This window comes from Kaustia mangrovi (genome assembly GCF_015482775.1).
Taxonomy (GTDB): Bacteria; Pseudomonadota; Alphaproteobacteria; order Rhizobiales; family Im1; genus Kaustia; species Kaustia mangrovi.
Genome location: NZ_CP058214.1, coordinates 2,313,689 through 2,328,622 on the forward strand (window position 1 = coordinate 2,313,689; position 14,934 = coordinate 2,328,622).

General features: G+C 68.0%; 14 protein-coding genes. 9 read left to right on the forward strand and 5 right to left on the reverse strand.

Features of this window, described 5'->3' with window-relative positions; all coding sequences use genetic code 11:
* Positions 1-75: 75 nt before the first annotated feature.
* The 5 genes from HW532_RS10705 to HW532_RS10725 all read right to left on the reverse strand — a co-directional run bounded on the left by HW532_RS10705 (position 76) and on the right by HW532_RS10725 (position 4,608).
* Complete coding sequence (locus HW532_RS10705; protein ID WP_213164353.1) at positions 76-780, reverse strand: ABC transporter ATP-binding protein; 705 nt, start codon at positions 778-780, stop codon at positions 76-78.
* Positions 773-1,519 carry an ABC transporter ATP-binding protein gene (locus tag HW532_RS10710; protein WP_213164354.1) on the reverse strand — a complete coding sequence of 249 codons (747 nt, stop codon included), beginning with the start codon at positions 1,517-1,519 and terminating at the stop codon, positions 773-775. Before HW532_RS10710 ends, HW532_RS10705 begins: the two co-directional genes overlap by 8 nt.
* On the reverse strand, positions 1,512-2,477 hold the full coding sequence (locus HW532_RS10715; RefSeq protein ID WP_213164355.1) for a branched-chain amino acid ABC transporter permease: 966 nt from the start codon (positions 2,475-2,477) through the stop codon (positions 1,512-1,514). Before HW532_RS10715 ends, HW532_RS10710 begins: the two co-directional genes overlap by 8 nt.
* A 6-nt stretch (positions 2,478-2,483) precedes the next feature.
* On the reverse strand, positions 2,484-3,356 hold the full coding sequence (locus tag HW532_RS10720) for a branched-chain amino acid ABC transporter permease (RefSeq protein WP_213160477.1): 873 nt from the start codon (positions 3,354-3,356) through the stop codon (positions 2,484-2,486).
* A 91-nt stretch (positions 3,357-3,447) separates the two neighbouring features.
* Positions 3,448-4,608 carry an ABC transporter substrate-binding protein gene (locus tag HW532_RS10725; protein WP_213160478.1) on the reverse strand — a complete coding sequence of 387 codons (1,161 nt, stop codon included), beginning with the start codon at positions 4,606-4,608 and terminating at the stop codon, positions 3,448-3,450.
* Between the two features lie 272 nt (positions 4,609-4,880).
* Here HW532_RS10725 and HW532_RS10730 point away from each other — a divergent pair, with 272 nt between their 5' ends.
* The 9 genes from HW532_RS10730 to HW532_RS10770 all read left to right on the forward strand — a co-directional run bounded on the left by HW532_RS10730 (position 4,881) and on the right by HW532_RS10770 (position 14,893).
* Complete coding sequence (locus tag HW532_RS10730; RefSeq protein ID WP_213160479.1) at positions 4,881-5,348, forward strand: 4-hydroxylaminobenzoate lyase; 468 nt, start codon at positions 4,881-4,883, stop codon at positions 5,346-5,348.
* A 54-nt stretch (positions 5,349-5,402) separates the two neighbouring features.
* Positions 5,403-6,962, forward strand: a complete 1,560-nt coding sequence (locus HW532_RS10735) for a benzoate-CoA ligase family protein (protein WP_213160480.1) — start codon at positions 5,403-5,405, stop codon at positions 6,960-6,962.
* A complete protein-coding gene (locus HW532_RS10740; protein ID WP_213160481.1) occupies positions 6,959-7,777 on the forward strand; it encodes an alpha/beta fold hydrolase in 819 nt (272 codons plus the stop codon). The genes HW532_RS10735 and HW532_RS10740 overlap by 4 nt, the downstream gene beginning before the upstream one ends.
* Positions 7,774-9,342, forward strand: coding sequence for a 3,4-dehydroadipyl-CoA semialdehyde dehydrogenase (locus HW532_RS10745; RefSeq protein WP_213160482.1), 1,569 nt, complete (start codon positions 7,774-7,776; stop codon positions 9,340-9,342). The genes HW532_RS10740 and HW532_RS10745 overlap by 4 nt, the downstream gene beginning before the upstream one ends.
* Positions 9,343-9,355: 13 nt before the next feature.
* A complete protein-coding gene (locus tag HW532_RS10750) occupies positions 9,356-9,868 on the forward strand; it encodes a DUF309 domain-containing protein (protein WP_213160483.1) in 513 nt (170 codons plus the stop codon).
* Between the two features lie 112 nt (positions 9,869-9,980).
* Entirely contained in the window at positions 9,981-11,675 is a 1,695-nt protein-coding gene (boxC, locus tag HW532_RS10755) for a 2,3-epoxybenzoyl-CoA dihydrolase (RefSeq protein WP_213160484.1), read from the forward strand.
* Between the two features lie 29 nt (positions 11,676-11,704).
* Positions 11,705-13,156: a benzoyl-CoA 2,3-epoxidase subunit BoxB gene (gene boxB, locus HW532_RS10760; RefSeq protein WP_213160485.1), complete on the forward strand. Its 1,452-nt coding sequence runs from the start codon at positions 11,705-11,707 to the stop codon at positions 13,154-13,156.
* A gap of 82 nt (positions 13,157-13,238) precedes the next feature.
* A complete protein-coding gene (boxA, locus tag HW532_RS10765) occupies positions 13,239-14,441 on the forward strand; it encodes a benzoyl-CoA 2,3-epoxidase subunit BoxA (RefSeq protein ID WP_213160486.1) in 1,203 nt (400 codons plus the stop codon).
* Positions 14,442-14,452: 11 nt separating this feature from the next.
* Positions 14,453-14,893, forward strand: a complete 441-nt coding sequence (locus HW532_RS10770) for an acyl-CoA thioesterase (RefSeq protein WP_213160487.1) — start codon at positions 14,453-14,455, stop codon at positions 14,891-14,893.
* Positions 14,894-14,934: the final 41 nt, after the last annotated feature.

Sequence of the window (14,934 nt, forward strand, 5' to 3'; positions counted from 1 at the left end):
GCCCCAGTGTTTCGCACGGGCGTGTGACGCTTTCAAGATTACGTTGCGTCATGCGGCAGAAAGTGATGCGCGGCGCTACACGCCCAGCCAGCGCGCCTGCAGCTCGCGGTCGGCCTGGATGCACCCGGGCGTGCCACGCCAGACGCAAGTGCCCCGGCCCATCATGCAGACCTCGTCGGCGAGACTCGTCGCGAAGCCGAAATTCTGCTCCACCAGAAGCATGGTGAGCCCATCCGCCTTCAGCTCCATGAGCTTGTCGTGGATCTGGCGCACGATGATCGGGGCGAGCCCCTCCGTCGGTTCGTCTAGGATGAGCAGCCGTGGGTTCATCAACAACGCGCGGGCGATGGCGAGCATCTGCTGCTCGCCGCCGGAGAGCTGGTTGCCGCCATTGTCCATGCGCTCGCCAAGCCGCGGAAAGAGCTCGAGCACCCGCGCCATCGTCCAGCGCGGCGCGTCCCCGACGGGGGCGATCCGTGCGGCCAGCGCGAGGTTCTCGCGAACGGTGAGCGAGGGGAAGATGTCGCGCGTCTCGGGCACATAGGCGATGCCGCGCCGGGCGATCTCGAACGGCGCGAGCCCGCCGATCCGCTCGCCGGCGAGCGAGATCTCGCCCTCGAGGACGGGCAGGAGCCCCATCACCGCCTTCAGCGTCGTGGTCTTGCCCGCGCCGTTGCGCCCGAGGATCGCCGTCACGCGGCCCGCGCGCGCCACGAGGTCGAGCCCGTGGATGACCCGGGTTTCTCCATAGCCCGTGTGAAGCCCGCCGATCTCAAGCATGGGCGCCCCACTCGCCGAGATAGATCTCGTGGACAAGCGGGCTTGCGCGCGTCTCCTCCGGCGTGCCCTCGAAGACGACCTTGCCGTAATTGAGGACGGTGATCCGGTCGGCGACGTCGAAGGCGAGGTCCATGTCGTGCTCGATGATCAGGATGGTCAGATCGCGCGGCAGGCCGCCGAGGAGCTCGTGGAAGGCATGGATCATGCCGGGCCCGACGCCGGAGGTCGGCTCGTCCATCAACAGGACCTTCGGCCGGGCGGCAAGCGCGATGCCGACCTCGAGCTGCCGGCGATTGCCGTAGGGCGCGCTGTGCACCGGCAGGTCCAGACGGTCCGCGAGACCGACCTGGCCGGCGATCTCCGCCACGCGGTCCACCACCGCGGGGTCGCGATGGGTGTCGCGCCGGAACAGGCCAGAGAGCCCGAGGGCGGCGGCGGCGGCAAGCGCCAGGTTCTCGCGCACGGTCAGCGCGTCGAAGAGATTGTTCTTCTGATAACTCCGCGACAGGCCGAGCCTGGCGCGGCGATCGACGCTGAGCCCGGTCACCGGGCGGCCGTCGAGGCGGATCTCGCCGGCCGACGGGGCGAGGTCCCCCGCCAGCAGGTTGAACAGCGTCGTCTTGCCCGCGCCGTTGGGGCCGAGCACCACGCGCCGCTCGCCCCTGTCCATGCGGAAGGAGACATTGTCGGTCACGGTGAGCGCGCCGAAGGACTTGTGGAGACCGGTCACCTCAAGCATGCGCCTTCGCCCTCTCCCGGCGCGCCTGCACCATGTGCTCGAGCTGGCCGTAGAGGCCGCGCCCGCCGGCGAGCACCGTGACGATGAGCACGATGCCGATGACCATGTGCCAGTGATTGGTGAGGCTGGCGATCTCGTGGCGTAGCAGGATCAGGAGCGCCGCCCCGACCGCCGGCCCGACCAGCGTGCCCATGCCGCCGAGAATGACGATCACCAGCGCCTCGCCGGAGACCGTCCACACCATCATCTCCGGCGACACGAACATGGTGTGCTGGGCGGCCAGCGCACCGGCGAACCCGGCCATCGCGCCCGACAGCGCGAAGGCGTTCGCCTTGTACTGCCAGACCGGAACGCCGAGCGCCCGCATGCGCGCCTCGTTGGCATGGATGCCGCACAGTGTGCGCCCGAAGCCGGACCGCAGCACGAAGGCGGCCAGCGCATAGACGAGGCCCAGGCAGGCAATGGCGAACAGGGCGAATTGCAGCGAGCTCTGCAGATCGACGCCGAGCGCGGAGAGATCGAGCCGCGGCACGCCGGGAAGGCCGTCATCGCCGCCGAGCGCGCGCGCATCGAAGATCAGCACATAGACCATCTGGCCGAAGGCGAGCGTCGCCATGATGAAGAAGATGCCGCGCGCCCTCGACGTCACCGCGCCGACGGCGCCGCCGAACAGCGCGCCGAGCGCGATGCCGGCGACGAGCGCAAGCCCGGGCGGCAGGCCGAGAAGCGTGGCCGCGACGGCGAAACCGTAGGCGCCGAGCCCGAAGATCGAGCCGTGGCACAGCGAGACCATGCCGCCGTAACCTGCGACCATGTCGAGGCTGATGGCCAGGATGGCGAGCGTCGCGATCTCGATCACGAGCTCGCGGGCGAAATAGCCGCCGAGCGCGGCATAGGCCGCAAGCCCCGCGAGGAGGGCGAGGATGACGGCCGTCTTGATCCCTGTCTGATGGAACATGGCCGGTCAGCCCCGCGCCGGAAACAGGCCCGCGGGCCGGAAGATCAGGATACCGGCGAGCAGGGCATAGACCGCCACCGCCGCGAGCTGGGGCGCGAGTACCGCGCCGAAGGTCTGCGTGAAGCCCACGATGAGCGACCCCGCCACCGCGCCCTTCAGGCTGCCGAGCCCGCCGATCACCACCACGATGAGCGTCGGGATCAGGATCTGCGTCCCCATGTCGGGCGTCACGGAGAAGACGGGCGCGGCCACGACGCCCGCAAGGCCCGCCAGCGCGCAGCCGACGCAGAACACGACGAAGAAGATCCGCTCGACATTCAGCCCGAGGCAGGCCGCCATCCGGTCGTTGTCGACGCCGGCGCGGATCATCGCCCCGATCTGGGTCCTCGACAGGACGAGGCCGAGCCCCGCCATGACCGCGGCGCCGAGCGCGATGATGAACAGCCTGTAGGCCGGATAGGCCACGCCCAGAACCTCCACCGGCCCGGAGAGGAAGGCCGGCGCGTCGATGCCGAGCGCGATGTCGCCCCACACGATGCGGAAGATGTCGAGGAAGACGAAGATCAGGCCGAAGGTGACGAGCACCTGATTCATCGGCCCGGACCGGCGCATCCGCCTGATGAGGCCGAGATAGAGCACGGTGCCGGCCAGCGCCACCGCGGCGGGCGCGAGCACGAAGGCCGCCCAGTAGGAGCCGAGCATCCAGACCGCGCTGACCCCGGCATAGGCCCCGAGCGCATAGAGCGCCCCATGGGCCAGGTTGACGAAATGCAGGAGCCCGAAAATCACGGTCAGTCCGACCGACAACAGGAAGAGCAGCATGGAGAGCTGGAGCCCGTTGAGCCCCTGCACGATCCATGTGGACGGATCAGCGAGCATCGTTCGGTTCCGCCTTTGGTGAGCGCCGGGGCGCCGGCCCGGACGAGCGCATGCCCGCCCCGGCCGGACGCCGAGGAGACGGTTCGCCGTGTCAGAGCTTGCAGCCGTTGGGAGCGTCGGCCACGGCCTCAACCGTGCCGACGATCTTCTGGGTCAGCCCGCCGTCGCCCTTGATCGTCTCGTAGACATAGATGTTCTGGACGATGTTGTTGGTCGCCGGATCGATCTTCACCGGCCCGCGCGGCCCGGTATAGGTGACCTTCGCCAGAGCGGAGGCCAGCGCCTCGCGGCTGTCCGCGCCCGACTTCACCGCCTCGATGAGCGCGCGTCCCGCATCGTAGCCCTGCACGGCATATTCCGACGGGGCGCGGTCGGTCCTGGCCCTGAAGGCCTCGACGAAGGCCCTGTTCTCGGGTGTGTCGATGGTCGGCACATAGTGGAGCGCGGTGACGACGCCCTCCGCCGCCGGCCCTTCCGCGTTCACATAGAGCGGCGAGGTGAGGAAGCCCGACCCGTAGAGCGGAATGTCCGCCTTGATGCCGAAGGAATCGTACTGCTTGACGAAGGAGATCGCCTCGCCGCCCGCATAGAAGACGAAGATCGCGTCGGGACCGGCGGCCTTGGCCTTGGTGAGATAGGGACCGAAATCCTGCGTCTTGCGGAACGGCGTGAAGTCCTCGCCGACGATCTCGCCGCCGGCTTGCCTGAAGGCTTCGGCGAAGGCGCCGACCATCTGGCGGCCCGCGGCATAGTCGGGGGCGAGCGTGTAGACCTTGCGGATGCCCTGATCGTACATCCACTGGCCCATCGGGCGGTTGACCTGCCCGTTGGAGAAGGACACGCGGGTAATGTACTTGCTGCAGCGGCTGCCCGTGGCGTCGTCATTGCCGGCATTGGCGACGATCAGCGGAACCTGGGCGCCATCCACGAAATCGCGCACCGCGCCCAGAACGCCCGACGACACCAGCCCGACGATCACGTCGACCTCGTCTTCCAGGACGAGCTTGCGCGCCTTGGCGAGACCGACCGGCGGCTTGACCTCGGTGTCCTCGCGTACGATCGCGAACTCCTCCGTCATGCCGGCTTCCTCCAGCGCGAGCTGGAACCCGGCGTCGATCTCCTCGCCGAGCGCGGCATAGACGCCCGCATAGGGCAGGAGCAGGCCGACCCTGGTCTCCGCCTCCGCAGCACTTGCCGTCGACAGCGCGGCGAGCGCCAGCGCCCCCGCAGCCAGCCCTTTCAGTTTTGACATCGTATCCTCCCTCGGTGCCGTTCGAGATTTCGTATTGGCACGGCCGCGTCCACAATACGGACAGCCGAACAGGTTATATAATGCATGATACCCGACCGGAACGCCTCTAAAGGAGACAGTTCGGTCATCAATGACAGACACTTAAGAACTATCAATTTTCACGATTCTGTAAAGCACTATCTTGCGTATTATCCGGAATTATGCATTATTGAGCATAAATCGACCGTGATCGAAGACCGCCGGACAAGGCGGCCGCCCCCCGAGGAGATGCCATGCCCCAGGACGCGTTTGCGAAGATTGTCGGCGAGGTGAGCGAGGCGATTGCCGACCGGCCACTCGACGGCGATCTGGAGACCTTCCTCAACAGCCGCTTCCCGGCGCACGGGCCGGCCTTCAAGGCGCTGGCGAGCCTGTGCGCCGAGGGCGAAAGCGAGGGCTGGCTGATGGCGCGCGAGGCGGGCGGCATAAGGTTCGGCCGCGCGGTGAAGCCCGGCACCGATGCCGGACGGTTCAGCGTCGATGTCGTGCGCATGAAGAATGTCGCCGGCCCGCACCATGTCCATGTCACGGGCGAGATCGGCGCGATCATGCCCATCGACGGCCCCGCCACGTTCGATGGCAAGCCGGAAGGCTGGTACGTCTACCCGCCGGGCTCAGACCATCGTCCCACGGTCGCCGGCGGAGAGGCCTATATTCTCTATCTCCTGCCCGACGGGGCGATCGAATTCACCGGCCGCTGAAGAGCCGGGCAAGACAACCGGCCCCGCGAGGCCCAACATATCGGGAGGCACGCCGTGGTGGAGAGCAGCGGCAATGCGGCATATCATTTCGTGGACCGGCACCGGTCCTCGCCGGTCGGCGACAAGCCCGCCTTCGTGGAGTGCGGTCCGGGCGGGCGGACACTGACCTACAACGCGCTCGCGACGCAGTCCGACCGCATGGCGGCGCTCTACGACCGCCACGGCATCAGGCGCGAGGACCGCGCGGCCATGCTGGTGCTCGACGAGATCGAGTTCCCCGTCGTCTTCTGGGGCAGCCTCAAGGCCGGCGTCATTCCCGTTCCGCTCAACACGCTCCTGTCAGCCGAGCTCTACGAGACCATCCTTCGCGACAGCCGGGCGCGCGCGCTCTTCGTCTCCGCCGCGCTTCTGCCCGTCGTGACCCCCATACTGGCCTCCTGCCCGCAGCTCGAGGCCGTGTTCGTCATCGGCGGCGACGCGCCGGAGGGAACGCTCTCCTTCGCCGACGAGCTTGCCCGGAGCGAGGATCGCCCGGCAGTCGCGGTCTCGGCAGACGAATGCGCCTTCTGGCTCTACTCCTCCGGCTCGACCGGCCAGCCCAAGGGTGTGCGCCACGTCCATGGAAGCCTGAAGGCCACGGCAGACACCTACGGCGCACAGGTGCTGGGAATCGAGGAAGGCGACACGGTCTTCTCCGTCGCCAAGATGTTCTTCGCCTACGGCCTCGGCAACGCCATGACCTTCCCGATGTCGGTCGGCGCGACGACGGTCCTGCTCTCCGGCCGCCCGACGCCTGACAGCGTGCGCGAAGCGGTCGACACCTTCAGCCCCACGGTCTTCTGCGGCGTCCCGACCTTCTATGCGGCCTTTCTCGCCGCCCTCGGCGATGAGCGTCCGGCGGGTTTCGGCCGGCTGCGCCGGTGCATCTCCGCCGGCGAGGCGCTGCCTGAGGAGATCGGCCAGCGCTGGCGAAACCTCATGGGCGTCGACATCCTCGACGGCGTGGGCTCGACGGAACTGTTGCATATCTTCCTGTCCAACAGCCCCGGCGACGTCGTCTACGGCACGTCCGGCCGCGCCGTGCCGGGCTACGAGATCCGGCTGGTGGACGATGCCGGCGGCGATGTCGGCCCCGGCGGCATCGGCGAGCTGATCGTCAAGGGCCCCTCGGCGGCGGAAAGCTACTGGAACCAGCGCTCCAAGAGCCGGTCGACCTTCGAGGGGATGTGGACCCGCACCGGCGACAAGTACGAGCGCCGCGCGGATGGCCGCCTCGTCTATTGCGGGCGCACCGACGACATGTTCAAGGTCTCCGGCATCTGGGTCTCGCCCTTCGAGATCGAACAGGCGCTGATCGCCCATCCCGGCGTGCTGGAGGCCGCCGTCGTGGCCGAGCGCGACACCGACGGCCTGGAGAAGCCCAAGGCCTATGTGGTCCTCAAGGAACCGGGCGAGGCAGCCGATATCGCGGGCGAGCTCAAGGCGTTCGTGAAGGACAGGATCGGCAAGTGGAAATATCCGCGCTGGGTGGAGATCCTCCCCGACCTGCCGAAGACGGCGACCGGCAAGATCCAGCGCTTCAAGCTCAGAACCCGCGAGAAGGAAACGGCATGACGCAGGAGCCAGGCGAGACCGTCGGCATCGCCGCCGGCGGCAAGACACTCGAGGGCCGGTTCTTCGGGCCGAGGCCGGACGAGGCGCCGACCATCGTCCTGCTCCATGAGGGGCTCGGCTCGGTGAGCCTGTGGAAGGACTTCCCCGCGCGCCTGGCGGCGGCGACCGGCCATGGCGTCTTCGCCTATTCGCGTGCCGGCTACGGCCAGTCGGACCCGGCGGAGCTGCCCCGCCCGCTCGACTACATGACGCGCGAGGCTGTCGACGTGCTGCCGGAGGTCCTCGACGCCATCGGCTTTCGGACCGGCATCCTGCTCGGTCACAGCGACGGTGCGTCCATCGCGGCGATCCACGCCGGCAGCCTGGCCGATTTCCGGGTGCGCGGCCTGTGCCTTATCGCACCGCACTTCTTCACCGAGGCCTCTGGACTTGCCGCCATAGCACAGGCGAGGACGGCCTATGAGGATAGCGATCTGCGCGCGCGGCTCGCCCGCCACCACAAGGACCCCGACACTGCCTTCCGGGGCTGGAACGACGCCTGGCTCGACCCGGCATTCAAGGCCTGGACCATCGAGGAGGTCATCGCCTATATCCGCGTGCCCGTCCTCGCCATCCAGGGGCGCGACGACCAGTACGGGACCCTCGCCCAGATCGACGCGCTGGAGACGCAGGCCTACTGCCCCGTCGATGTCGGCATCGTGGAGGATTGCGGGCACTCCCCGCATCTGGAGAAACCGGACGAGACCCTCCGGCTGATCGCCGATTTCGTCCGGCGCCTCGACCGGATCGAGGCGGCCAGGGCGGTGACGGCATGAGGCTTCAAAGCTACATCTGCGGCCGCTGGACCGACGGCAACGGCGCCGGACGCCCGCTCCGCAATCCGGTGACCGGCGAGGTCGTCGCCGAGGCGGATGCGAGCGGCATCGACCCCGATGCGGCCCTCGGTTTCGCCCGGAACGAGGGCGGCGCGGCCCTGAACGCCCTGACCTTCGCCGAGCGCGGAGCGGTTCTGAAGGCCATCGCCGATGTGCTCGCCGCCAACCGCGACAAATATGGCGAGATCGCCCGCATCAACTCCGGCAACACGGCCGTCGATGCGGCCATCGACATCGATGGCGGTATCGGCACGCTCAGATATTACGCCCGTCTCGGCCGGGGGCTGGGCGAGGCACGCACCATCGTCGAGGAGGGCCGCGACCAGCTCGCCCGCGAGCCGGTGTTCTTCGCCGGCCATGTCTGGACGACGCGGCCCGGCGTCGCGGTGCAGGTCAACGCCTTCAACTTCCCCTCATGGGGCCTGTGGGAAAAGGTCGCCACCGCCCTTCTCGCCGGTGCGCCCAGCGTGGCCAAGCCCGCCACGGCGACCGCATGGCTGTCGCATGAGATGGTGCGCGACGTCGTGGCCTCGGGCGTCGCGCCGGAGGGCGCGCTCAACCTCGTCTGCGGCGGCGGCGAGGGTCTTGTCGGCGCGCTTCGGCCGATGGATTCGCTCGCCTTCACCGGATCGGCGGAGACCGCCCGGGCGCTCCGCGCGGACGCCAACATCCTCGCCCGCGCGCCGCGCCTCACCGTGGAGGCCGACAGCGTCAACGCGACGATAATCGGTCCCGACGCCGGCCCGGGCTCGGCCCTTTTCGACCTGGCGGTGCGCGAGATCGTCAAGGCGCTGAGCGTCAAGGCGGGTCAGCTCTGCACCAATATCCGCCGCATCCTCGTGGCCCGCGAGCACAGGGACGCGCTGGAGGAGGCCGTCGCGGCCAGGCTTGCTGGCCTGACGGTCGGCGACCCGCAGGACGAGACCGTCCGCGTCGGCCCGCTCGTCGACAAGGCCCAGCAGGCGCAAGCGCTCGCGGGCATCGCGCGGCTCGGCGCGGAGGCCCGTATCGTGGCGGGCGGCGGCGTGCCGGAGACGCTGGCGGGCGCCGACCGGGAGGCGGGCGCCTTCGTTGCTCCCACGCTCCTGTCCTGCGCCGATCCCGCGGATGGCAAGGCGGTGCACGAGACGGAGGTGTTCGGCCCCTGCGCAACCGTCATGCCCTATGGCACGCTCGACGAGGCCACCGCGCTCGCCGCGCGCGCCGGCGGATCGCTGGCGGTCAGCCTGTTCTCCAACGATCCGGACGTGCTGGCGGAAACGGCGCTGCGGCTCGCGCCATGGCACGGGCGGGTGATGACGGTCGACGAGGAGGTGGGCCGCAACCACACCGGCCACCCCATCGTCATGCCCCAATGCGTCCATAGCGGCCCCGGCCGGGCCGGCGGCGGGGAGGAGCTCGGAGGCCTGCGCGGCTTGCGGTTCCACATGCACAGAAGCGCCATCCAGGGCTCGGGCACCATGCTCGACCGCCTGGAGGGCCTTTGTGCCAGGGCGGCCCTTTAAGGGCGCGATCGGCATGGCGGCGGCGCAGGACATAGGAACGGAAATGGGCGTGCGCCTTCCCTCCTATCGCCACCTGCCCGGCGTCAATGCCCGGCCGCGGGACGGCGTCCTCGCGCGGATCGCGGAGACCGCGCCGGAGGTGACGGCCAGTACCGACGCCTTGTCCAATCCCGCATGGCGCCACGGCGTCGCCTTTCTGAAGGCGGGCTTCTACTGGGAGGCGCACGAGGTGCTGGAGCCCGTCTGGCTCAACGCCCCGCCCAACAGCCGCGAACGGGCGCTCGTCCAGGGCACGATCCAGTTCGCCAATGCCGCGCTGAAGGCCCTGCTCGACCGGCCGAACGCGGCGCGCCGCCTGGCCGACATCGCCATCGGCCATTTCGCGGAGGCCGGCGGACCGGGCGGCCGTCCGGTCATGGCCATCGCGCCCGGCACGGCCATCGCGACCGTCGAGGCCTTCAAGACCGCACTGGCCGCGGGGAACGACTGGAGCGCTTCGGTCTCGGCGTTTCCGCATATCGGGTAACTGCAAAATAATGCACACACTACCCAGAACGAGCCCGCCAAATCAGGCATTCTGAAATATATTGATAAACTTGCCGATTTTGCCTCTGGACGCCTCGGATATCTGCATTATAATGCAAATCACCAGACACAAGGGAGACAATCTGGTGCGTAACGCGATCGACTTTCAGACAAGCCCCGACCGATACCGGCACTGGCGTGTCGAATATGACGGCGACGTCGCCAATCTGTTCATGGATGTCGACGAGAAGGGCGGGCTGTTCGAGGGCTATGAGCTGAAGCTCAACTCCTACGACCTCGGTGTCGATATCGAGCTCGCCGACATCGTCCAGCGCATGCGCTTCGAGCACCCGGAGGTGAAGGCGGTGGTGCTGCAGTCGGGCAAGGACAAGGTGTTCTGCGCCGGAGCCAATATCCGAATGCTGGCCGGCGCGGCCCATGCCCACAAGGTCAATTTCTGCAAGTTCACCAACGAGACGCGCAACACCTACGAGGCGGCGGGCGCGGAGTCCGGCCAGCACTATATCTGCGCGGTCCGGGGCTCGTGCGCCGGCGGCGGCTACGAGCTGGCGCTTGCCTGCGACCACATCATGCTGACCGATGACGGCGCCTCCAATGTCGCCCTGCCCGAGGTGCCGCTGCTCGCCGTTCTCCCCGGCACGGGCGGCCTCACCCGCGTCACCGACAAGCGCAAGGTGCGCCGCGACCTGGCCGATGTCTTCTGCTCGGTGGAGGAGGGCGTGAGGGGCAAGCGTGCGAAGGACTGGAACCTCGTCGACGAGGTCGTCCCCAACAGCCGCTTCGCGGAAACGGTCGCCGAACGCGCCAGGGAGTTCGCCGCAAGGTCGAGCCGCGCGCCGGCGGACAGGGGCATCGCGCTCGACCCCCTCGAGCGCCGCTTCGCCGATGACGGCTCCGTCGTCTATTCCACCGTCGAGGTCGCCGTCGACCGCGCGCGCGGCCTCGCCACCGTCGAGATCGCCGGCCCGTCCGATCCGGCACCGGCCTCCGCCGACGCCCTCGTCGAGGAGGGCGCGCAGAGCTGGATGCTCCGATGCGCGCGCGAGCTCGACGACGCCATCCTGCATCTGAGGCTCAACGAGCCCGAGCTCGGCGTCCTCGTCTTCAAGACGCAGGGCGACCCGGCGCAGGTCGCAGCGCACGAGCGCGCGCTCATCGACAACAGGGACCACTGGCTCGCCCACGAGATCCTGCTCTACTGGAAGCGGGTCCTGAAGCGCATCGACATGACGTCGCGCTCGCTGGTCGCGCTCATCGAGCCGGGCTCGTGCTTTGCGGGAACCCTTGCCGAAATCGCCTTCGCCGCCGACCGCGCCTACATGGCGGACGGCGAGTTCGAGGGCGACAACCGCCCCGTCGCGACCCTCACCCTGACGGAGGCGAATTTCGGCCCCTATCCGATGGCCAACGACCTGACGCGCCTTCAGACGCGCTTCCTCGGCGCGCCCGACGCGGTCGAGGCGGCGAAGGCGGAGAAGGACACCGCGCTCGAGGCGGCAGACGCCAGCCGGCTCGGGCTCGTGACCTTCGCGCTCGACGACATCGACTGGGAGGACGAGGTGCGCGTGTTCCTGGAGGAGCGCGCGAGCTTCTCGCCCGATGCCATGACCGGCATGGAGGCCAATCTCCGCTTCGCCGGCCCGGAGACCATGGAAACCCGCGTCTTCGGCCGCCTCACCGCCTGGCAGAACTGGATATTCCAGCGCCCCAACGCCGTCGGCGAGACCGGCGCGCTGAGGCGCTATGGAACCGGGATGCGCGGCGAGTTCGACATGGGTCGGGTCTGACCGGACCGTTTCTTTCAGGGAGATCGACGATGATTAATCTGTCCGACGTCAGCTACGACACGCAGATTCCGAACAATGTTGGCCTGTCCTCAGATCGGCGCGTGCTGAAGGCGCTGGAGCGCTGGCACCCGGGCTATATCAGCTGGTGGAACGATCTGGGGCCGGAGGGCTTCCAGGAGAGCCTCGTCTATCTGCGCACCGCGGTGAGCGTCGACCCGAAGGGCTGGGCGAAGTTCGACTATGTGAAGATGCCCGAATATCGCTGGGGCATCCTGCTCGCCCCTGAGGTGGAGGACCGCACCATCCCGTGCGGCGAACATTACGGCCAGCCCGCATGGCAGGAGGTGCCGGGCGAATACCGCGCCATGCTGCGCCGGCTGATCGTCATCCAGGGCGACACCGAGCCCGCCTCCGTGGAGCAGCAGCGCCATCTCGGCAAGACCGCGCCGTCGCTCTACGACATGCGCAACCTGTTCCAGGTGAATGTCGAGGAGGGCCGGCATCTCTGGGCGATGGTCTATCTGCTCCAGAAATATTTCGGTGCCGACGGCCGCGAGGAGGCCGACGACCTCCTGCGCCGCCAGTCGGGCTCTGAGGAGGCCCCGCGCATGCTCGGCGCCTTCAACGAGGCGACGCCGGACTGGCTGTCCTTCTTCATGTTCACCTATTTCACCGACCGCGACGGCAAGATGCAGCTCGAAAGCCTCGCCCAGTCCGGCTTCGACCCCCTGTCGCGCACCTGCCGCTTCATGCTGACGGAGGAGGCCCACCACATGTTCGTGGGCGAGACCGGCGTCGGGCGCACCATCCAGCGCACCTGCGAGGCGATGAACGAGGCGGGCATCACCGACCCTTACGACATCGACAAGGTGCGCGCGCTCGGCGTCATCGACCTGCCGACCATCCAGAAGAAGCTCAACCTGCACTATTCGCTGTCGCTCGACCTGTTCGGCTCGGAAGTCTCCACCAACGCGGCCAATGCCTTCAATGCCGGCATCAAGGGCCGCTACCAGGAGACCAAGATCGAGGACGACCACCGGCTCAAGGACGCGACCTATCCGGTGGCCGAGTTCAGGGACGGCCGCATCGAGGTCTCCGACGCCCCGGCGCTCACCGCCATCAACATGCGGCTTCGCGACGACTACAGGCGCGACGCCTCCGGCGGCGTGAAGCGCTGGAACGGCATCATCGCCAAGACCGGGATCGACTTCGAGATGACCCTGCCGCACGAGGGCTTCCATCGCCAGATCGGCACGTTCGCCGGCGCCCCGATCACGCCGGAGGGCGAGGTGCTGTCGCAGGAGGACTGGGACGCGCGCAAGGGCGACTGGCTGCCGGATACGGCCGATGGCGACTTCATCCAGTCGCTCATGAAGCCGGTCTGGGAGCCCGGCGTGTTCGCAAGCTGGATCGCCCCGCCGCGCGTGGGCATCGACAACAAGCCCGGCGACTTCGAATACGTCAGGCTGCACATGGCGTGAGGCGCCATGAATCGCGCGCCCCTCGCCCTCCCTCCCGCCAGGGGGAGAGGAAGGGCGAGGGGATTTGAGTCGAGAGAGGCAAATGACAAAGCCGATCAAACAACACCTGATCGACCCTGAAATCTGCATTCGCTGCTATACGTGCGAGGAGGCATGCCCCGTGGATGCCATCACGCACAATGACGACAATGTCGTCGTCGATGCGTCGAAATGCGATTTCTGCATGGCCTGCATCGCGCCCTGCCCGACCGGCTCCATCGACAATTGGCGCGTGGTGGCCAAGGCCTATTCGCTCGAAGAGCAGTTCGAATGGCTGGAGCTCCCCGAGCAGGAGGCGCTTGCCGGACCGGGCGACGGCGGCGAAGCCGATACCACGCTGGAAGCCCTCGACGACGAGGTCGCAGCCCTTCTCGCCGAAGCCCACAAGGGCGCGGGCGGCAAGGCCAAGGCACCGCCATCGGCGTCGAAGCCGAGCATCAATCTCTACAATCTCGGCCACCCGGCAGAGGCGGTCGTCCAGGGCAATTACCGGCTCACCGCGGAGGACGCCGACAGCGATGTGCGCCATATCATCCTCGATCTCGGCACCCAGTCCTTCCCCGTGCTCGAGGGCCAGAGCGTCGGCATCGCGCCGCCCGGCCTCGACGCTCAGGGCAAGCCCTTCCTGCCGCGGCTCTATTCCGTCTCGAGCCCGCGCGACGGCGAACGGCCCAATACCAACAACCTCTCGCTGACGGTGAAGCGCGAGCCGCACGGGGTCTGCTCGAACTATGTCTGCGACCTGGAGAGGGGCGACAGGGTGAAGCTCACCGGACCGTTCGGGTCCACCTTCCTCCTGCCGAACGACCCGCAGGCCAAGCTCGTCATGATCTGCACGGGCACGGGGTCCGCCCCGTTCCGCGGCTTCACCATGCGCCGGCAGCGCACCATGCCGGAGATCGCCGGCCGGATGCGCCTCTTCTTCGGCGCGCGCACGCCGGACGCCCTGCCCTATTTCGGCCCGCTCAAGAAGGTTCCGGAGGCGGTCCTGGCCAAGCATTTCGCCTTCAGCCGCGCCGAGGACGCCCCGAAGCAATATGTCCAGCACCGGCTCCTCGACGAGCGCGAAAGGCTTTCCGCCCTCATCGCCGACGCCGACACCCATATCTACATATGCGGCCTGAAGGCCATGGAGGCTGGCGTGGAAGAGGCATTCGAGGATATTGCACGCGGAGCCGGCCTCGACTGGCACACGATTCGCGACGGGATGCGCGAGGCCGGCCGGTATCACGTGGAGACCTATTAGGGAGACATGCCTTGGGCCCGGTCGCCGATACGGAGTTCGTCCATGCCATCCGCGTGACCTGGGCCGATTGCGACCCCGCGCTCATCGCCTATACCGGGCGCATTCCCTGCTTCGCGCTCGACGCCATAGACGCATGGTGGGCGCATCATGTGGGATATGACTGGTACCGGCTCAATCTCGACCGGGGTGTCGGCACGCCCTTCGTGCATATGAGCCTGGATTTCCGCGCGCCCGTCACGCCGCGCCACACGCTCCATTGCGCCTGCGCACCGACACGCCTCGGCACCTCCTCCATCGAATTCCGCGTCACGGGCCGGCAGGACGGCCATGTCTGCTTCGAGGGCCGGTTTGTCTGCGTCTTCGTCGAGGCGGAGACATTCCGCAAGAGGCAGGCCCCGGCCGACCTCAGGGCCATTATCGAGGGGCGGCTTGCAAATCCTGTTGATCAGTGAGCCTCGCGAGCGCCTCCTGTCCCGGCGCCTGCTTGCTCCGC